This is a genomic window from Streptomyces sp. NPDC007991, from assembly GCF_042958445.1.
Classification (GTDB): domain Bacteria; phylum Actinomycetota; class Actinomycetes; order Streptomycetales; family Streptomycetaceae; genus Streptomyces.
This window is the reverse complement of sequence record NZ_JBIBJD010000012.1, coordinates 87,929-107,589: the sequence shown is the minus strand read 5'-3', so window position 1 is coordinate 107,589 and position 19,661 is coordinate 87,929. Positions and strand designations below refer to the sequence as shown.

Here is a 19,661-nt window from a genome sequence, read left to right as displayed (position 1 = left end):
TCCCGTCCGGTGAGTGAGACTGGTTCCACCGTAGAAGGTCATGAGGAGACGAGGTCGGATGATGCGTACGCGTCCGCTGAAAGTGGCGCTGCTGGGCTGTGGAGTGGTCGGCTCAGAGGTGGCGCGCATCATGACGACGCACGCCGACGACCTCGCGGCCCGGATCGGGGCCCCGGTGGAGCTGGCGGGCGTGGCCGTACGGCGGCCCGACCGGGTCAGGGAGGGCATCGACCCGGCCCTCGTCACCACCGACGCCACCGCCCTCGTCAAACGCGGCGACATCGACGTCGTCGTGGAGGTGATCGGCGGCATCGAGCCCGCGCGGACGCTCATCACCACCGCCTTCGAGCACGGCGCCTCCGTCGTCTCCGCCAACAAGGCGCTGCTCGCCCAGGACGGGGCGGCCCTGCACGCCGCCGCCGAGGAGCACGACAAGGACCTCTACTACGAGGCCGCCGTCGCCGGTGCCATCCCGCTGATCCGGCCGCTGCGCGAGTCCCTCGCCGGCGACAAGATCAACCGGGTGATGGGCATCGTCAACGGCACGACCAACTTCATCCTCGACAAGATGGACTCGACGGGCGCCGGCTACCAGGAGGCCCTCGACGAGGCCACCGCCCTGGGGTACGCGGAGGCCGACCCGACCGCCGACGTCGAGGGCTTCGACGCCGCCGCCAAGGCCGCCATCCTCGCCGGGATCTCGTTCCACACGCGCGTGCGTCTCGACGACGTCTACCGCGAGGGCATGACCGAGGTGACGGCGGCCGACTTCGCCTCCGCGAAGGAGATGGGCTGCACCATCAAGCTGCTCGCCATCTGCGAGCGGGCCGCGGACGGGGCGTCCGTCACAGCGCGCGTGCATCCCGCGATGATCCCGCTGAACCATCCGCTGGCCTCCGTGCGCGGCGCCTACAACGCCGTGTTCGTCGAGTCCGACGCCGCGGGGCAGCTCATGTTCTACGGCCCCGGAGCGGGGGGTTCCCCGACGGCCTCGGCCGTGCTCGGCGACCTCGTCGCCGTCTGCCGCAACCGGATCGGCGGCGCGACCGGACCGGGTGAGTCCGCCTACGCCGCGCTGCCGGTGTCGCCGATGGGCGAGGTGGTCACGCGCTACCACATCAGCCTCGACGTGGCCGACAAACCGGGTGTTCTCGCCCAGGTCGCGACCGTCTTCGCCGAGCACGGAGTCTCGATCGATACGGTTCGCCAATCGGGGAAGGACGGCGAGGCGTCCCTCGTCGTCGTCACGCACCGTGCGTCCGACGCCGCCCTCACCGGGACCGTCGAGGCGTTGCGCAAGCTCGACACCGTGCGTGGTGTCGCCAGCATCATGCGGGTTGAAGGAGAGTAACCAGCAATGACCCACCAGTGGCGCGGAATCATCGAGGAGTACCGGGACCGGCTTCCGGTATCCGACAGCACGCAGGTCGTGACGCTCCGTGAGGGCGGCACGCCGCTCGTGCCCGCGCAGGTGCTCTCCGAGCGCACGGGCTGCGAGGTCCACCTCAAGGTGGAGGGTGCCAATCCGACCGGGTCCTTCAAGGACCGCGGTATGACCATGGCCATCACGCGGGCCAAGGAGGAGGGCGCGAAGGCCGTCATCTGCGCCTCCACGGGCAACACGTCGGCCTCCGCCGCCGCGTACGCCGTGCGGGCCGGGATGGTCTGCGCCGTGCTCGTGCCGCAGGGCAAGATCGCGCTCGGCAAGATGGGCCAGGCCCTCGTGCACGGCGCGAAGATCCTCCAGGTCGACGGCAACTTCGACGACTGCCTCACGCTCGCGCGCGGCCTGAGCGACAACTACCCCGTGGCGCTGGTCAATTCGGTCAACCCGGTACGTATCGAGGGCCAGAAGACCGCCTCGTTCGAGATCGTGGACATGCTGGGCGACGCGCCCGACATCCACGTCCTGCCGGTGGGCAACGCGGGCAACATCACGGCCTATTGGAAGGGCTACCAGGAGTACGCCGCCGACGGCGTCGCCTCCCGGACCCCCCGGATGTGGGGCTTCCAGGCCTCCGGCAGCGCCCCGATCGTGCGCGGCGAGGTCGTCAAGGACCCGTCGACCATCGCCACCGCCATCCGCATCGGCAACCCGGCCTCCTGGCAGTACGCGCTCGCCGCGCGGGACGAGTCGGGCGGCTTCATCGACGAGGTGACCGACCGTGAGATCCTGCGCGCCTACCGGCTGTTGGCCTCGCAGGAGGGTGTCTTCGTCGAGCCCGCGTCCGCCGCTTCCGTCGCCGGTCTGCTGAAGGCCGCCGAGCAGGGCAAGGTCGACCCGGGGCAGCGGATCGTGTGCACCGTCACGGGCAACGGTCTGAAGGACCCCGACTGGGCCGTCGCCGGTGCCCCGCAGCCGGTCACCGTACCCGTCGACTCGGCGGCCGCCGCGGAGCGCCTCGGTCTGGTCTGACGTGCGCCGACGCGCCGGGCGCCGGTGTAACGCGCGACACGGTCCGGCGTAAGACGGCGCTTGCCGGGGGAGGATCCCTACGAGGGGTGCACAGGGGGCTTACGACACGCATCGTGCGCCTCCCGTGCGCCCTGTGTCGCCACAGAACCTTCCTTCGATAGGCTGTACTGAACCCGCCCGCCGCATATGCCGCGGAGCCGCGCCGTCTCCGCGGCCCTCAGGGTTCTCGTACGCCATCGAATGTCCATCCCACGTCATTCGACCATCACGCAGCTCAAGGAGAGTCATCGAGCGATGGCCGGTCCAGCGTTCCGCGCCGCCGCCGTCCGGGTGCGCGTCCCCGCCACCAGCGCCAACCTCGGTCCGGGCTTCGACGCCCTCGGCCTCGCGCTGGGGTTGTACGACGACGTGGTCGTCCGGGTGGCCGACTCCGGGCTGCACATCGACATCGCGGGTGAGGGCAGCGAGACACTCCCGCGCGACGAGCGGCACCTTCTCGTACGTTCCCTGCGCACTGCCTTCGATCTGCTGGGCGGACAGCCGCGCGGCCTGGAAATCGTCTGCGCCAACCGCATTCCGCACGGCCGGGGCCTGGGCTCCTCCTCGGCCGCCATCTGTGCCGGCATCGTCGCCGCCCGCGCCGTGACCATAGGCGCGGAGGCCAAGCTCGACGACGCCGCGCTGCTGGAGCTCGCCACCGAGATCGAGGGTCACCCCGACAACGTCGCCGCGTGCCTGCTGGGCGGCTTCACGCTGTCCTGGATGGAGGGCGGCGCGGCCCGGGCGATCAGGATGGAGCCCGCCGATTCCATCGTTCCGGTGGTTTTCGTGCCCGGAAAGCCGGTACTCACCGAAACCGCGCGCGGCCTGCTCCCGCGCACCGTGCCGCACGTCGACGCGGCCACCAACGCGGGCCGGGCCGCCCTGCTCGTCGAGGCCATGACGCGGCGCCCCGAGCTGCTGCTGCCCGCCACCGAGGACCGCCTGCACCAGGAGTACCGCGCCCCGGCCATGCCCGAGAGCGCGGCGCTGGTGGAGCGGCTGCGCTCCGAGGGCGTCCCCGCTGTCATCTCCGGCGCCGGCCCGACGGTCATGGCGCTGGCCGACGCCGGCACCGCCGACAAGGTCGAGGCCCTGGCGGGCGCGGACTGGGCCGCCAACCGGCTGAGCCTCGATCCGCAGGGCGCGATCGTCCTGCCGCTCGCGACCTCCAGTGACATTTGAAAGCGCACGGTTGCCGGATTTCGAGAGGGGGAATGTTTGTTGGATCCGGTAGTGTTAACCTCAAGTCTGCACCCGACCCCACCACGGCGAGGTGCCTCGTGTCCCCGTCCGGGACAGACATTCTTCCGGGAGCCCCCCAAGCCGCACTGTGTTCCGTACGTCGGACCGTACGCCGTACAAGGACACTGAGCGGGGCGCAGGGCACGCTCCGGAACCGGTGCGACCACGCCGCGTGACACTGACACTGGGTGCCACGGCATACGGAAGCGCCATCACCAGATTCCTCCGCCGCTGAGGCGGACCACCGCCCCGGCACGGTTCACACCACACGGACCGAAGCCGGACAGCACAACCGGTCGCCGAGCCAGACAGGCCGACGTCCGCTCCAGGGAAGGACCCTTCGTGAGCGACACCACCGATCTGATGGGCGCACGTGTCGAGGAGACCGCTGCCGCGCCCGCCACGGACGCCTCCGCGCCTGCCACCGGTGCCGGCTCCCGGCGGCGCCGCGGTACCGGCCTCGAGGGCATGGTGCTGGCCGAGCTGCAACAGGTCGCATCCGGCCTCGGTATCAGGGGCACCGCGCGTATGCGCAAGAGCCAGCTGATCGAGGTCATCAAGGAGGCGCAGGCGTCCGGCGGCGCCGCCCCGGCGGCGAAGGCCGAGGCCCCCGCCGAGACCAAGCCGAAGCGCCGCGCCACCTCCCGGACCCGTACGGGGGACAACGCGGAGAAGGCGGAGAAGAAGGCGGACGCGAAGCAGGCCCCCGAGGCCCCCGCCGAGAAGGCCGACAAGGCCGACAAGGCCGTGGCCCAGCAGCAGATCGAGATTCCCGGCCAGCCGGCTGGGGGCCCCTCCCGCGATGGAGCAGCCGAGCGCGGGGGAGAAGACGCGCCCTCCGAGCGCCGCCGTCGCCGGGCCACCGCCGACGCCGGTTCCCCGGCCGGCGCTCCCGAGACGGTCGCGGCCGAGGCGAAGAACGAGTCCAAGGGCGACGCGCAGGCGCAGCAGCAGTCCCAGAACGACGCCAAGTCCGACGGGGGCGAGGGCGGCGAGGGCCGTCGTCGCGACCGCGGCCGTGACCGCGGCCGGGACCGCGACCGCCGGGGCAACAAGGGCGACGACCAGCAGGGCGGCCAGCGCGGCCAGCAGAACCAGCAGCAGGGCGGCGGCCGTCAGGACCGTGACCGCCAGCGGGCCGACGAGGACGGGGACGACTTCGAGGGCGGCCGGCGTGGCCGTCGCGGGCGTTACCGCGACCGCCGTGGCCGCCGTGGCCGTGACGACATCGCCTCCGAGCCGCAGATCGCCGAGGACGACGTCCTGATCCCCGTCGCGGGCATCCTGGACATCCTCGACAACTACGCCTTCATCCGGACCTCCGGCTACCTGCCGGGCCCGAACGACGTGTACGTCTCCCTCGCCCAGGTCCGCAAGAACGGCCTGCGCAAGGGTGACCACATCACCGGTGCCGTGCGTCAGCCCAAGGAAGGCGAGCGCCGCGAGAAGTTCAACGCGCTGGTGCGCCTGGACTCCGTCAACGGCATGGCGCCCGAACACGGCCGTGGCCGCCCGGAGTTCAACAAGCTCACGCCGCTGTACCCGCAGGACCGCCTCCGCCTGGAGACGGACCCGGGCGTCCTCACCACCCGCATCATCGACCTGGTCTCGCCCATCGGCAAGGGCCAGCGCGGTCTGATCGTGGCCCCGCCGAAGACCGGCAAGACCATGATCATGCAGGCGATCGCCAACGCGATCACGCACAACAACCCCGAGTGCCACCTGATGGTCGTCCTCGTCGACGAGCGTCCGGAAGAGGTCACCGACATGCAGCGGTCGGTCAAGGGCGAGGTCATCTCCTCGACCTTCGACCGCCCGGCCGAGGACCACACGACGGTCGCGGAGCTCGCCATCGAGCGCGCCAAGCGGCTGGTCGAGCTCGGTCACGACGTGGTCGTCCTGCTGGACTCCATCACGCGTCTGGGCCGTGCCTACAACCTGGCCGCCCCGGCCTCCGGCCGCATCCTGTCCGGTGGTGTCGACTCGACGGCGCTGTACCCGCCGAAGCGCTTCTTCGGTGCCGCGCGGAACATCGAGGACGGTGGCTCGCTCACCATCCTGGCGACGGCTCTCGTCGACACCGGCTCCCGCATGGACGAGGTGATCTTCGAGGAGTTCAAGGGCACCGGCAACGCCGAGCTCAAGCTCGACCGGAAGCTCGCCGACAAGCGGATCTTCCCGGCGGTGGACGTCGACGCGTCCGGTACGCGTAAGGAAGAGATCCTGCTCGCCAGCGACGAGTTGTCCATCGTCTGGAAGCTGCGCCGGGTGCTGCACGCCCTCGACCAGCAGCAGGCCGTCGAGCTGCTCCTCGACAAGATGAAGCAGACGAAGTCGAACGCCGAGTTCCTGATGCAGATCCAGAAGACCACTCCGACGCCGGGCAACGGCGACTGAGGTAAGCACTGCGTAAGAGGGCCGCTCCCGGAAACGGGGGCGGCCCTCAGTGCTGTTCCCGTGCGGGTAGGATCACGCTCTCTTCGAACATGTGATCCCGAGGGGGGACATTCGTGGGTAGAACCATGCCTGGGGGCGGTCGGCACAGACGCCGGATACGCATCGCCCTTCCCGTCGCCGCGGCCGGTGTGGCCGCCGCCGTGGCCGCCGCGCTGCTGACGACGTCCGCCGGCGCGGCCACCGCACTGCCGCAGCCGACGGTCAAGCCCGCCACCACCTCACCGTCGCTCGCCGAGCTGGAGAAGCGCGTCGCGGGCGCCATGGCCGGTGACGACGTCGCGGGCAAGACGAGCAAGACGTCGCTGAGCACGAGCACGAACACGAGCCCCTCCACCGTCGACCCGAAGATCATCGGCGGCAGCGAGACCACCATCACCTCGGCTCCGTGGATGGCGCAGCTCCACTACTACGACGACCGGGGCACGTCGACCACCAGCGACGACATCGGCTTCTTCTGCGGCGGCGCCGTCGTCGCGCCGACGAAGATCCTCACCGCCTCACACTGCGTCAAGGGCTACGACTGGCACGCCAACGGCGCCATCGTCACCGGCACCTCCCAGCTGCCCTCGGCCGACGGCACCGACCTGCACGGCGGCACCGTCACCGGCGTCTGGCGGCAGTGGAACCACCCGTCGTACAACGCGACGACCATCGACAACGACATCGCGGTGCTCACCCTGCCCGTCCCGGTCAAGGCCACCCCGATCCGCATGACGACGTCCGGCGACACCACGTCGTACAAAGCCGGCACCAGCGCCAAGGTCTACGGCTGGGGCCGCACCAGCTCCACCAGCGACGACATCTCCGAGACGCTGAAGACGGCCACGCTGCCCGTCCAGTCCGACACCACCTGCGCCGGGGCGTACGGCAGCGACTTCATCAAGGGCCACATGGTCTGCGCGGGCAATCCCGCCACCGGCAGCGACACCGGCACCACCACCGCCTGCAACGGCGACTCCGGCGGTCCCCTGGTCGTCAACAACCGGATCGTCGGGGTCGTCTCCTGGGGCGTGACGGACTGCGTCGCCAAGGGCGCCTACAGCGTCTTCAGCAAGGTGAGCACATACGTCGGCGCCGCCTACCCGCGCCTGGACGACACCAACATCAGCGGCGACCACAAGGCCGACCTGTGGGTGCGCAACGCCTCGACGAAGACGGGCTACTCCAAGGACTCCAAGGGGACGTCCTTCGCCGCCCGCGAGTCCTGGGGCAACTGGAACGGCTTCAACACCGTCCTGCAGACGGACTTCGACCGCGACGGCTACCAGGACCTGGTCTACCGGCGCAGCAGCGACGGCGACGTCTTCTGGACCCACTACGTGATCTCCACCGGCACCTGGTCCACCAAGCAGATCGCCGACAACTGGAAGACCCGCACCCGCATCATCACCCCCGGCGACGTCACCGGCGACTACCTGCCCGACCTGCTCTCGGTCGACTCGTCGGGCGTGATGTGGATCTACCCGGGCAAGGGCAACGGCACCTTCTCGCCGCGCGTCAAGGTGAGCTCGGGCTGGAACCAGTACAACTCCGTGCGCGGCCACGGCGACTTCACCGGGGACGGCAAGACCGACCTGATCGCCCGAAGCTCGTCGGGCAGCTACATGTACCTGTACAAGGGCACAGGCAAGGCCGGCTCGGGCGCCTTCTCGGCCCGGGTCAAGGTGCGCACCTGGAGCGGCTACAACGCCTTCGACGCCACCGGCGACATCACCGGCGACGGCAAGGCCGACTTCCTGGCCCGCACCCCCGGCGGGACGCTCTACCTGTACGCCGGCACCGGCAAGGCGACCAGCGAGATCTTCGCCACAAGGAAGTCCGTCGGTACCGATTTCAAGCAGTACGACATCTTCGGCTGAAATCGCAGGTGAGCGAGGTACCCCTCGCCGACACGAACACACACTGTGCCCACCGCCGCACGCGGTGGGCACAGTCCGTTGTGCAACCCTTTCCCGAGTTTCTCCGTCTGACCAGGCGGAGCGACGATGGTGCCAGGGGAAGTCCCCGACCGAGCACGCCTGGCACTGACCGCAGGGGGTAACCGACCGTAGACGAGCTGAGGAGCACATGTCTGCCGAGAGCACGCCGGGTCCGGGCATACCGGGCGATACCGGCACGACCGGGCCGCGCCACCGCGCCAAGGGCCGACGCCGCAAGCCCCGTAAGCGCCACAAGGGCCTGATGGTGACGGCCTGGACGGCCGCGGGCATCGTCGTCCTCGGCGGCGCCGGGGCGGGGTACGTGTACTTCACGCTCAACGGCAACCTCAAGAGCGTCGACATCGACCAGGCCCTCGGCACGAACCGGCCCAAGAAGGCCGACAACGGCTCGGAGAACATCCTCGTCCTCGGCTCCGACACCCGCGCCGGCGGCAACAAGAAGCTCGGCGGCGGCACGGACGACGGCAGCGCCCGCTCCGACACGGCGATGGTCGTGCACGTCTACAAGGGCCACAAGAAGGCCAGCGTGGTCTCCATCCCGCGAGACACCCTCATCGACCGGCCCGCGTGCACGGACACCAAGGGCAAGGAGTACCCCGCCGCGAACGGCGTGATGTTCAACTCCGCGTACTCCACCGGCGGGGCCGCCTGCGCCGTGAAGACCGTCGAGTCGATCACCGACCTGCGCATGGACCACTACCTGGAGGTCGACTTCGCCGGCTTCCAGAAGCTCATCGACGACCTCGGCGGCGTCGAGATCACCACGACCAAGAGCATCGACGACCCCGACAGCCACCTGAAGCTGAAGGCCGGCACCCACAGACTCGACGGCGAGCAGGCCCTCGGCCTGGTCCGCACCCGGCACGGCGTCGGCGACGGCTCCGACCTCGGCCGCATCCAGCTCCAGCAGGCATTCATCAAGGCCCTGGTCAACCAGGTCAAGGACGTCGGCGTCTTCACGAACCCGAAGAAGCTGCTCGACCTCGCGGAGACCGCGACCAAGACGGTGACGGCCGACTCCGACCTCGGCTCGGTCAACAAGCTCGCATCCTTCGCGGGCGGCCTCAAGGGCATCACCCCGTCCCACATGCACATGGTCACGATGCCGGTGGCCTACGACCCGGACGACCCCAACCGTGTCCTCCTCCAGAAGAAGAAGGCCGACGAGATCTGGAAGGCCCTGGAGAACGACAAGCCGATCCCGAAGTCGGCGACGTCCGGATCGGCCACAGGTGAAGCGAAGGGTGTCGTGAGCGCGCCCTGAGGGGCACGTCCCAGGGACGCGGGGCTGTATCGATATGCGGCTCCGCCGCGTGGACGCGAACGACCCCCGCCGGCCCGCGGGGAATAGATCACCGCAACCCCCGGTTTTGGGGGATGGCCCCAGTCCTGGCAGACTGGTACGTCGGCCCCGGTTCACGCTCCCGCACCCCGCGGCAGCGACCCGGCGCCCTCCCGAAACCTAGGAGACACCTTGAAGCGCGACATCCACCCCGCGTACGTCGAGACGCAGGTCAGCTGCACCTGCGGCGCGTCGTTCACCACCCGCAGCACCATCGAGTCCGGCGCGATCCGTGCCGACGTGTGCTCCGAGTGCCACCCGTTCTACACGGGCAAGCAGAAGATCCTCGACACCGGTGGCCGCGTGGCCCGCTTCGAGGCCCGCTTCGGCAAGGCCGCCGGCTCCAAGAAGTAGCGAGCCCCATTTCGCCGGTCCGCGGACGCGCCCCCTCACCGGGCGCTCCGGGACCGGCGTTTTTGGTCGCCCGCCCTTCACCCCCGTCCCTGCACAGGAGCCCAAGATGTTCGAGGCCGTCGAGGAACTCGTCGCCGAGCACGCCGACCTGGAGAAGAAGCTCGCCGACCCGTCGGTCCACAACGACCAGGCCAACGCGCGCAAGCTGAACAAGCGGTACGCCGAGCTCACTCCGATCGTCGCCACGTACCGCTCCTGGACGCAGACGGGCGACGACATCGAGACCGCGCGTGAATTCGCCGCCGACGACCCCGACTTCGTGGCCGAGGTCAAGGAGCTGGAGCAGCGGCGCGAGGAGCTGACCGAGAAGCTGCGCCTCCTCCTCGTCCCGCGCGATCCCAGCGACGACAAGGACGTCATCCTCGAGATCAAGGCGGGCGCGGGCGGCGACGAGTCGGCCCTGTTCGCCGGCGACCTGCTGCGGATGTACCTGCGCTACGCCGAGCGCGTCGGCTGGAAGACCGAGATCATCGACGCGACGGAGTCCGAGCTGGGCGGCTACAAGGACGTCCAGGTGGCCGTGAAGACCAAGGGCGGCCAGGGCGCGACGGAGCCCGGTCAGGGCGTGTGGGCCCGCCTGAAGTACGAGGGCGGCGTGCACCGCGTGCAGCGCGTCCCCGCCACCGAGTCCCAGGGCCGTATCCACACCTCCGCCGCCGGTGTGCTGGTCACGCCCGAGGCCGAGGAGGTGGACGTGGAGATCAATCCGAACGACCTCCGCATCGACGTCTACCGCTCCTCCGGGCCGGGCGGGCAGTCCGTCAACACCACCGACTCCGCCGTGCGCATCACGCACATCCCGACCGGAGTCGTCGCCTCCTGCCAGAACGAGAAGAGCCAGTTGCAGAACAAGGAGCAGGCACTGCGTATCCTGCGCTCCAGGCTGCTCGCCATGGCACAGGAGGAGGCGGAGAGGGAGGCCGCCGACGCCCGCCGCAGCCAGGTCCGCACCGTCGACCGCTCCGAGAAGATCCGTACGTACAACTACCCGGAGAACCGCCTCTCGGACCACCGCGTCGGCTTCAAGGCGTACAACCTGGACCAGGTCCTGGACGGCGACCTCGACGCGGTGATCCAGGCCTGTGTCGACGCGGACTCGGCCGCCAAGCTGGCCGCAGCGTAAGGACACGTAGGAGTACCGAGCACCGGAGGAGTTGCGTGCAGCAGTCATTTGGGGGGCGACCCCCAAGCCCCCGCAGCGTGCTGCTCGCGGAGGTGGCCCAGGCCACCCAGCGGCTCGCCGACGCCGGCGTGCCCTCGCCGCGCACCGACGCGGAGGAGCTCGCCGCGTTCGTGCACGGCGTCAAGCGCGGCGAGCTGCACTCCGTCAAGGACTCCGACTTCGACGCGCGCTACTGGGAGGTCATCGCCCGCCGCGAGGCCCGCGAACCGCTCCAGCACATCACCGGGCGCGCCTACTTCCGGTACCTGGAACTCCAGGTCGGCCCCGGGGTGTTCGTGCCCCGGCCCGAGACGGAGTCCGTGGTCGGCTGGGCCATAGACGCCGTACGGGCCATGGACGTCGTCGAGCCGTGCATCGTCGACCTGTGCACCGGCTCCGGCGCCATCGCGCTCGCCCTCGCCCAGGAGGTGCCGCGCTCGCGCGTGCACGCCGTGGAGCTGTCCGAGGACGCGCTGAAGTGGACCCGCAAGAACGTGGAGGGGTCCAGGGTCGAGCTGCGCCAGGGAGACGCCCTGACGGCCTTCCCGGACCTCGACGGCCAGGTCGACCTGGTCATCTCCAACCCGCCGTACATCCCGCTCACCGAGTGGGAGTACGTCGCCCCCGAGGCGCGCGACCACGACCCCGGCCTGGCCCTGTTCTCCGGCGAGGACGGCCTCGACCTCATCCGCGGCCTGGAGCGCACCGCCCACCGGCTGCTGCGCCCCGGCGGTGTCGTGGTCGTGGAGCACGCCGACACCCAGGGCGGCCAGGTGCCGTGGATCTTCGCCGAGGACCGGGGCTGGACCGACGCCGCCGATCACCCCGACCTGAACAACCGCCCGCGTTTCGCCACGGCCCGCAAGGCGCTGCCGTGAGCGCGCTTTCTTCGCAGTCTTCATCCCAGCAGCACGTGTACGAGGAGGCCAGCTAAAGATGGCACGGCGATACGACACCAACGACGCGACCGACCGTGTGACCGGTCTGCGTGAGGCAGCGTCCGCCGTCCGCCGTGGCGAGCTCGTGGTGCTGCCGACGGACACGGTGTACGGCATCGGCGCCGACGCGTTCTCCTCGGAGGCGGTCGCCGACCTGCTGGAGGCCAAGGGCCGGGGCCGCAACATGCCCACGCCCGTCCTCATCGGCTCCCCGAACACGCTGCACGGGCTCGTCACGGACTTCTCGGAGCTGGCCTGGGAGCTGGTCGACGCCTTCTGGCCGGGCGCGCTGACGCTCGTCGCCAAGCACCAGCCGTCCCTCCAGTGGGACCTGGGCGACACCCGGGGCACGGTCGCCGTGCGCATGCCGCTGCACCCCGTCGCCATCGAGCTGCTGACGGAGGTGGGCCCGATGGCCGTCTCCTCCGCCAACCTGACCGGTCACCCGGCGCCGGAGGACTGCGACGCCGCGCAGGAGATGCTCGGCGACTCCGTCTCCGTCTACCTCGACGGCGGCCCGACCCCCGGCAACGTCCCGTCGTCGATCGTCGACGTGACCCGGGAGGTGCCGCTGCTGCTGCGCGCCGGCGCGATCTCCGCGGACGAGCTGCGAAAGGTCGTACCCGACCTCGAGGTGGCGAATTGACGGCCCCTGGAGCGGGGCGTGGCATAGGCAACGGGGAAAGCGCGGCGGAGATCACGACGACGTTCGTGGGGCTACCGCGTGACAGCTTCCGCATCCTCCACGTCAGTACCGGCAACGTGTGCCGCTCGCCCATCACCGAGCGGCTGACCCGCCATTTCGTGCGGGAGCGGCTCGGGATCCTGGGCGGCGGGCTGATCGTGGAGAGCGCGGGCACCTGGGGTCACGAGGGCGCACCCATGGAGACCCACGCGGAGACCGTCCTCGCCGACTTCGGCGCGGACGCCTCCGGCTTCACCGGGCGCGAACTCCTCGACGAGCACGTGATCCGCGCCGACCTGGTGCTGACCGCCACCCGTGACCACCGGGCGCAGGTCATCTCCATGGGGCACTCGGCGGGCCTGCGGACCTTCACCCTCAAGGAGTTCACCCGCCTGGTGAAGGCCATCGACCCGGCGACCCTGCCGCCTCTGGAGGAGGGCGTGGTCACCCGCGCCCGTGCCCTGGTGCGTGCCGCGGCGGCTCTACGCGGGTGGCTGCTGGCCCCGAACGCCGAGGCGGACGAGGTGTACGACCCGTACGGGGCGCCCCTGACGTTCTTCCGGTCCATCGGGGACGAGATACACCAGGCACTCGATCCGGTGGTCACGGCCCTCACCGGCGTCCCCGCAAAGACGTAACGACCGCGCGCCCCCAGGGCCCCGGGCCTACATTGGACGTACGTCACCGTCGACGCCGCCCGGAGCCCACCATGACGGTCACTCCTGCCATCGAGGCCGACCTCCTGCGCCGCCAGGACCCCGAACTCGCCGACATCCTGCTCGGCGAGCGGGAGCGGCAGGCGACCACGCTCCAGCTGATCGCCGCCGAGAACTTCAGCTCGCCGGCCGTCCTGGCCGCCCTCGGCTCGCCGCTCGCCAACAAGTACGCCGAGGGCTACCCGGGCGCGCGGCACCACGGCGGCTGTGAGATCGCCGACGTCGCCGAACGCGTCGCCGTGGACCGGGCCAGGGCGCTGTTCGGCGCCGAACACGCCAACGTCCAGTCCCACTCCGGCTCTTCGGCCGTCCTGGCCGCCTACGCCGCCCTGCTGCGCCCCGGCGACACCGTCCTCGCCCTCGGCCTGCCGTACGGCGGCCATCTCACGCACGGGTCGCCCGCGAACTTCTCCGGCCGCTGGTTCGACTTCGTCGGCTACGGCGTGGAGGCCGAGTCCGGTCTGATGGACCACGACCAGGTGCGCACCCTGGCGCGCACGCGCCGGCCCAAGGCGATCGTGTGCGGCTCGATCGCCTACCCCCGGCACATCGACTACGCGTTCTTCCGCGAGGTCGCCGACGAGGTGGGCGCTTACCTCGTCGCGGACGCCGCGCATCCCATCGGGCTGGTCGCCGGGGGAGCGGCGCCGAACCCGGTGCCGTACGCGGACATCGTCTGTGCGACGACCCACAAGGTGCTGCGGGGCCCGCGCGGCGGCATGATCCTGTGCCGGGCGGAGCTGGCCGAGCGGGTCGACCGGGCCGTGTTCCCTTTCACACAGGGCGGTGCGCAGATGCACACCATCGCGGCCAAGGCGGTCGCGTTCGGGGAGGCGGCAACCCCGGCGTTCGCCGTGTACGCCCATCAGGTAGTCGCCAATGCGAGGGTGCTCGCGGCCCGCCTGGCCGCCGAGGGCCTGGTCGTCACCACGGGCGGCACGGACACCCATCTGATCACCGCCGACCCGGCGCCGCTCGGCGTCGACGGCCGCACCGCCCGGGGCCGTCTCGCCGCGGCCGGCCTGGTCCTGGACTGCTGCGCGCTGCCGCACGGCGACGCCCGGGGCCTGAGGCTGGGCACGGCCGCCGTCACCACGCAGGGCATGGGCGAGGCGGAGATGGCGCGGATCGCCAAGCTGCTCGCGGGGGTGCTCAGGGGCGTGACGGAGACCGCGAGGGCCCGTGAAGAAGTGCGGGAGCTGGCCGGTGGATTTCCGCCGTATCCGGCGTGAGACGGGGTAAGCGCACCAGGGTGCACAGCTACTCGTGCAACCATCGTCGCTACCCGGAAGTCCCCACACATATGCGCGCATCGCTAGGGTGTGGGGCTGTGATGGCCAGCGAGACCTGTGGGGAAGCCCGTGCGTGAATACCTGCTGACGCTCTGCGTCACGGCCGCGGTGACGTATCTGCTGACAGGGCCGGTACGGAAGTTCGCGATCGTGGCCGGAGCGATGCCGGAGATCCGGGCACGTGACGTGCACCGGGAACCCACTCCGCGCCTCGGCGGGATCGCGATGTTCTTCGGCCTGTGCGCGGGCCTGCTGGTCGCCGACCACCTGACCAACCTCAACCAGCTCTTCCAGGCCTCGAACGAACCACGGGCACTGCTGTCCGGGGCGGCCCTGATCTGGCTGATCGGGGTACTGGACGACAAGTTCGAGATCGACGCGCTGATCAAGCTGGGCGGCCAGATGATCGCCGCGGGCGTGATGGTCGTGCAGGGTCTGACGATCCTGTGGCTGCCGATCCCGGGCATCGGCTCCGTCGCGCTCACCCAGTGGCAGGGCACCCTGCTGACGGTGGCGCTGGTCGTCATCACGATCAACGCGGTCAACTTCGTCGACGGCCTGGACGGTCTCGCGGCCGGCATGGTCTGCATCGCGGCCACCGCGTTCTTCCTGTACGCCTACCGGATCTGGTACTCGTACGGCGTCGAGGCCGCCGCCCCCGCCACGCTCTTCTCGGCGATCCTGATGGGCATGTGCCTGGGCTTCCTGCCGCACAACATGCACCCGGCGCGGATCTTCATGGGCGACTCGGGGTCGATGCTGATCGGCCTGGTCCTGGCCGCGGGCGCGATCTCCGTCACGGGACAGGTCGACCCGGACGCGCTCAACCTGTACGTCGGGTCGGAGAAGGAGGCCGTGCACCAGACGGTCCCCGTCTACATCCCGCTGCTGCTGCCGCTGACGATCATCGCGGTGCCGGCCGCCGACCTGATCCTGGCCATCGTGCGCCGCACCTGGCGCGGCCAGTCGCCGTTCGCCGCCGACCGCGGCCATCTGCACCACCGCCTGCTGGAGATCGGCCACTCGCACAGCCGGGCCGTGCTGATCATGTACTTCTGGTCGGCGCTGATCGCCTTCGGCGCGCTCGCCTACTCGGTCAACTCGGCGTCCATGTGGATCGTGCTCGGCGTCGTGTTCCTCAGCGCGATCGGCCTGGCGCTGCTCCTGCTGCCGCGCTTCACGCCGCGCGCCCCGCGCTGGATGGAGCGGTTCGTGCCGCCGCGCTACCGGCGCCGCGGCGTCCCGGCCCTCGCGCCCGAGGCGTCGACGCCGGCGTCCGCCGCCGAGCAGGCGGCCCCGGTCGCGCCCGGGGACCGGGCCCCAGTGGTCTCAGGAGTCAACGGAGCCACGGCCCTTGGCGCCCGCTCGCGCCTGGCGGACCGGCGCAAGGCCGGGACAAGGTAAGAACCGGGGTTAGGTAAGAATCTGACTAGAGCATTGCCAAGTCGTGGGGTTGCGATGGGGGTGCGAAGCGCCCCAATACCAGACAAGTCGGCGCCGTTCCTGCACAGACGCGCGGCTTCACTCTCATGTGTGACAGCCCGCACACCTTCAGGTAAAGACTGCATCAAATAGTTTGTGATACGGTTCACGAGAACCTCCCGGATAGAGCCGAAGGACCGCAGTGCGACGGTCCATTGGTGTGAGGTCTCCACTCAGCCCGGGACTACGCTCGTCCATGACGACACCCCTGCCCCCTGCGAAAGCGGAGTTGCCGCCATGCCGTCCAATGACGCCCGGAACCTTCTGCAGTGCGCTGTGCCCACAGCGGCTGCCGGTGTGGTCGCCGTCGCCGTCAGCGGCGTGGTGGCCGGAGGCAAGGGAGCCCTCGGAGCCGCCGTCGGCACGGCGCTGGCCATTCTCTTCATGGGGATCGGTCTTTACGTCCTGCAGCGCACGGCAAAAACGCTCCCGCAGTTGTTCCAGGCCATGGGGCTGATGCTCTACACGGCCCAGTTGCTGCTGCTCCTGATTTTCGTCGCCCTCTTCAAGGACACCTCATTCTTCAACGCGAGGACGTTCGCCGCAGGGCTCGTCGTCGCGACCGTCGTGTGGATGGCTGCGCAGGCTCGTGCGCATATGAAGGCCAAGATCTTCTACATCGACCCGGCCTCCGAGAAGAGTGAGACGCCCGAGAAGACCGGGTCCCCGTCGTGACGAGTAGGGGCGCGATAAAGACCACTGGGAACTCCTGCTATCGTCCGGTGCCAACTGCGGCATCGCGGGCGCGGGCATCTGAGCTGACGCCTGCTCGAACGCGAGGCTCGATGCCCCTCAGCCGCCCCCACATCCGTAACACCAGTCCGGTGCCGACCCGCGGCTGCGCGCCGCGCCGACACAACGAGGTTGCCGTACCCATGCGTCACGCCGAAGGAGCCCGCGGTGAGTGCTGACCAGACCCAGCTCGCCTTTGACTGGAGCTGTCGGATCATGTCCGACAACGGGTGTGGTTTTCCGGCTCCGGGCCTGCACTCGTTCCTCTTCAAGCCGCTCGCCACGGTCGGGGGGTTCGAGTTCAACAAGGTGATGCTCCTTGCCATCATCACCACCATTCTCATCATCGGCTTCTTCTACGCGGCCTTCGGCAAGGCCAAGGTGGTGCCGGGCAAGCTGCAGATGGTCGGTGAAGCCGGATACGACTTCGTCCGCCGCGGCATCGTCTACGAGACCCTCGGAAAGAAGGAGGGCGAGAAGTACGTCCCCCTGATGGTCTCGCTGTTCTTCTTCATCTGGATCATGAACATCTGGTCCGTGGTCCCGCTGGCGCAGTTCCCGGTGTCGTCGATCATCGCGTTCCCCGCGGTCCTGGCCGCCGTCGTCTATGTGACCTGGGTCTCGCTGACCTTCAAGCGGCACGGATTCGTCGGGTTCTTCAAGAACATCACCGGCTACGACAAGACGCTCGGCCCGGTGCTGCCGCTCGTGATGGTCATCGAGTTCTTCTCGAACCTGCTCGTCCGGCCGTTCACGCACGCGGTGCGACTGTTCGCCAACATGTTCGCCGGCCACCTGATGCTGGTCATGTTCACCGTCGCCTCCTGGTACCTGCTGAACAGCTGGATGATCCCGGCGGCCGGAGTCTCCTTCGTGATGACCATCGCCATGATCGGCTTCGAGCTTTTCGTGCAGGCCGTCCAGGCGTACGTCTTCGTACTCCTCGCCTGCACCTACATCCAGGGCGCTCTCGCCGAGCACCACTGAGCCCCTCCGCCCCCGCAAGTCCCAAGAACGTCCGGTGGCCAACCCCCGCCGGTCCGTGAAAGAGAAGGAAGATTCAGCATGGCTGCCACTGAGACCCTCGCCGCTGTCTCCGGTTCGCTCGGCTCCATCGGCTACGGCCTCTCCGCCATCGGCCCCGGCATCGGCGTCGGCATCATCTTCGGTAACGGCACCCAGGCCCTCGCCCGCCAGCCCGAGGCCGCCGGCCTGATCCGTGCCAACCAGATCCTGGGCTTCGCCTTCTGTGAGGCGCTCGCCCTCATCGGCATCGTTATGCCGTTCGTGTTCGGTCAGTAATTTCCTGCTCACCGACACGTTTCGACGAAAGGCACTGATGTGATCGCCAACCTGGTGCAGCTGGCGGCCGAGGAAGAGCAGAACCCGCTCGTTCCTCCGGGCCCCGAGCTGCTCGTCGGCACCATCGCCTTCGCCATCGTGTTCTTCTTCTTCTGGAAGAAGCTGCTTCCGAACATCAACAAGGTTCTGGAGGAGCGCCGCGCGGCGATCGAAGGCGGTATCGAAGAGGCCGAGACCATGAAGGTCGAGGCCCAGAGCGTCCTTGAGCAGTACAAGGCACAGCTCGCCGAGGCCCGGCACGAGGCCGCGCGTCTGCGCCAGGAGGCGCAGGAGCAGGGTGCCGCGCTCATCGCCGAGATGCGGGCCGAGGGCCAGCGTCAGCGCGAGGAGATCGTCGCCGCGGGTCACGCCCAGATCGAGGCCGACCGCAAGGCCGCGTCGTCCGCGCTCCGCCAGGACGTCGGCAAGCTCGCCACCGACCTGGCCGGCAAGCTCGTCGGCGAGTCCCTCGAGGACCACGCCCGCCAGAGCCGCGTGATCGACCGGTTCCTCGACGACCTCGAGGAGAAGGCCGAGGCCGGCCGATGAACGGAGCGAGCCGCGAGGCCCTGGCAGCCGCACGAGAGCGTCTCGACGCGCTGACGGACTCCACGTCCGTGGACGCCGGCGCGCTCGCCGACGAACTGGCCGCCGTCACCGCGCTGCTCGACCGCGAGGTGTCGCTGCGTCGGGTCCTCACCGACCCGGCGCAGGCCGGCGAGGCCAAGGCCGAACTGGCCCAGCGCCTCCTCGGCACCCAGGTCAGCGGCCCGGCCGCCGACCTGGTCGCCGGAATGGTGCGCTCCCGCTGGTCGCAGTCGCGCGACCTGGTGGACGCCCTGGAGGAACTGGCCGCCACCGCCGACCTCACCGCCGCGCAGAAGGCGGGCAAGCTCGACGACGTCGAGGACGAGCTGTTCCGGTTCGGCCGGATCGTCTCCGGCAGCACCGAGCTGCGCGCCGCGCTGACCGACCGCAAGGCCACCACCTCGGCCAAGAGCGAGCTGCTGCGCGGCCTGCTCGGCGGCCGGGCGCAGGCGGCCACGGAGCGTCTGGTGACGCGCCTTGTGACCGCGCCGCGGGGACGTAGCCTGGAGTCGGGACTGGAGTCCCTGTCCAAGCTCGCCGCCGAGCGCCGGAACCGCATGGTGGCCATCGTCACCTCGGCGGTGCCGCTGAGCGACCCGCAGAAGCAGCGCCTGGGCGCCGCCCTCGCGAAGCTCTACGGCCGCAAGATGCACCTCAACCTGGACGTGGACCCCGAGGTCCTCGGCGGAATCCGGGTGCAGGTCGGCGACGAGGTCATCAACGGCTCCCTCGCGGACCGCATCGAGGACGCCAGCCGCCGGCTCGCGGGCTGAGCAGCAACTCAATAGGCACAACGTACTTACGACGGCCCTGGTTGGGCCGTGCAGAAGAATCCTGGGGGTCGCCCCCAGACCCCCAAAGTGAAACTTCGG

Annotated in this window: 18 protein-coding genes; all 18 read left to right on the top strand. The window is 69.8% G+C overall.

The genetic code is table 11. The features are described 5' to 3' along the window. Positions 1-58: 58 nt before the first annotated feature. Complete coding sequence (locus tag ACFZDA_RS31465; RefSeq protein WP_391088296.1) at positions 59-1,351, top strand: homoserine dehydrogenase; 1,293 nt, start codon at positions 59-61, stop codon at positions 1,349-1,351. Between the two features lie 6 nt (positions 1,352-1,357). Next, on the top strand, positions 1,358-2,416 hold the full coding sequence (gene thrC, locus ACFZDA_RS31460) for a threonine synthase (protein WP_391088294.1): 1,059 nt from the start codon (positions 1,358-1,360) through the stop codon (positions 2,414-2,416). Between the two features lie 294 nt (positions 2,417-2,710). Then, complete coding sequence (gene thrB / locus ACFZDA_RS31455; protein WP_391088292.1) at positions 2,711-3,640, top strand: homoserine kinase; 930 nt, start codon at positions 2,711-2,713, stop codon at positions 3,638-3,640. A gap of 402 nt (positions 3,641-4,042) precedes the next feature. Beyond that, positions 4,043-6,097: a transcription termination factor Rho gene (gene rho / locus ACFZDA_RS31450; protein ID WP_391088290.1), complete on the top strand. Its 2,055-nt coding sequence runs from the start codon at positions 4,043-4,045 to the stop codon at positions 6,095-6,097. Positions 6,098-6,222: 125 nt separating this feature from the next. Then, a complete protein-coding gene (locus tag ACFZDA_RS31445; RefSeq protein ID WP_391088288.1) occupies positions 6,223-8,016 on the top strand; it encodes a trypsin-like serine protease in 1,794 nt (597 codons plus the stop codon). Positions 8,017-8,224: 208 nt separating this feature from the next. Then, positions 8,225-9,361, top strand: a complete 1,137-nt coding sequence (locus tag ACFZDA_RS31440) for an LCP family protein (RefSeq protein WP_391088286.1) — start codon at positions 8,225-8,227, stop codon at positions 9,359-9,361. Positions 9,362-9,571: 210 nt separating this feature from the next. Continuing rightward, on the top strand, positions 9,572-9,793 hold the full coding sequence (gene rpmE, locus ACFZDA_RS31435; RefSeq protein WP_010040182.1) for a 50S ribosomal protein L31: 222 nt from the start codon (positions 9,572-9,574) through the stop codon (positions 9,791-9,793). 106 nt (positions 9,794-9,899) lie between these two features. Then, positions 9,900-10,976 (top strand): peptide chain release factor 1, encoded by a 1,077-nt coding sequence (gene prfA, locus ACFZDA_RS31430; protein WP_391088285.1) that lies wholly within the window; start codon positions 9,900-9,902, stop codon positions 10,974-10,976. A 77-nt stretch (positions 10,977-11,053) separates the two neighbouring features. Further along, entirely contained in the window at positions 11,054-11,893 is an 840-nt protein-coding gene (gene prmC / locus ACFZDA_RS31425; protein WP_086559099.1) for a peptide chain release factor N(5)-glutamine methyltransferase, read from the top strand. Between the two features lie 58 nt (positions 11,894-11,951). Next, positions 11,952-12,599 (top strand): L-threonylcarbamoyladenylate synthase, encoded by a 648-nt coding sequence (locus tag ACFZDA_RS31420; protein ID WP_391088283.1) that lies wholly within the window; start codon positions 11,952-11,954, stop codon positions 12,597-12,599. After that, on the top strand, positions 12,596-13,276 hold the full coding sequence (locus tag ACFZDA_RS31415; RefSeq protein ID WP_391088280.1) for a protein-tyrosine-phosphatase: 681 nt from the start codon (positions 12,596-12,598) through the stop codon (positions 13,274-13,276). Before ACFZDA_RS31420 ends, ACFZDA_RS31415 begins: the two co-directional genes overlap by 4 nt. Before the next feature lie 71 nt (positions 13,277-13,347). Continuing rightward, positions 13,348-14,586 carry a serine hydroxymethyltransferase gene (glyA, locus tag ACFZDA_RS31410; protein ID WP_391088279.1) on the top strand — a complete coding sequence of 413 codons (1,239 nt, stop codon included), beginning with the start codon at positions 13,348-13,350 and terminating at the stop codon, positions 14,584-14,586. A 129-nt stretch (positions 14,587-14,715) separates the two neighbouring features. Then, a complete protein-coding gene (locus tag ACFZDA_RS31405; RefSeq protein WP_391088278.1) occupies positions 14,716-16,050 on the top strand; it encodes an MraY family glycosyltransferase in 1,335 nt (444 codons plus the stop codon). Positions 16,051-16,365: 315 nt separating this feature from the next. Continuing rightward, on the top strand, positions 16,366-16,803 hold the full coding sequence (locus tag ACFZDA_RS31400; protein WP_391088277.1) for a hypothetical protein: 438 nt from the start codon (positions 16,366-16,368) through the stop codon (positions 16,801-16,803). A gap of 273 nt (positions 16,804-17,076) precedes the next feature. Then, a complete protein-coding gene (atpB, locus tag ACFZDA_RS31395) occupies positions 17,077-17,847 on the top strand; it encodes a F0F1 ATP synthase subunit A (RefSeq protein WP_391088640.1) in 771 nt (256 codons plus the stop codon). Between the two features lie 78 nt (positions 17,848-17,925). Continuing rightward, positions 17,926-18,162, top strand: a complete 237-nt coding sequence (locus ACFZDA_RS31390) for an ATP synthase subunit C (protein WP_010040161.1) — start codon at positions 17,926-17,928, stop codon at positions 18,160-18,162. A gap of 39 nt (positions 18,163-18,201) precedes the next feature. Continuing rightward, a complete protein-coding gene (locus ACFZDA_RS31385) occupies positions 18,202-18,750 on the top strand; it encodes a F0F1 ATP synthase subunit B (RefSeq protein ID WP_086852629.1) in 549 nt (182 codons plus the stop codon). Further along, on the top strand, positions 18,747-19,562 hold the full coding sequence (locus tag ACFZDA_RS31380; protein WP_391088275.1) for a F0F1 ATP synthase subunit delta: 816 nt from the start codon (positions 18,747-18,749) through the stop codon (positions 19,560-19,562). Before ACFZDA_RS31385 ends, ACFZDA_RS31380 begins: the two co-directional genes overlap by 4 nt. The last annotated feature ends 99 nt before the right edge of the window (positions 19,563-19,661 follow it).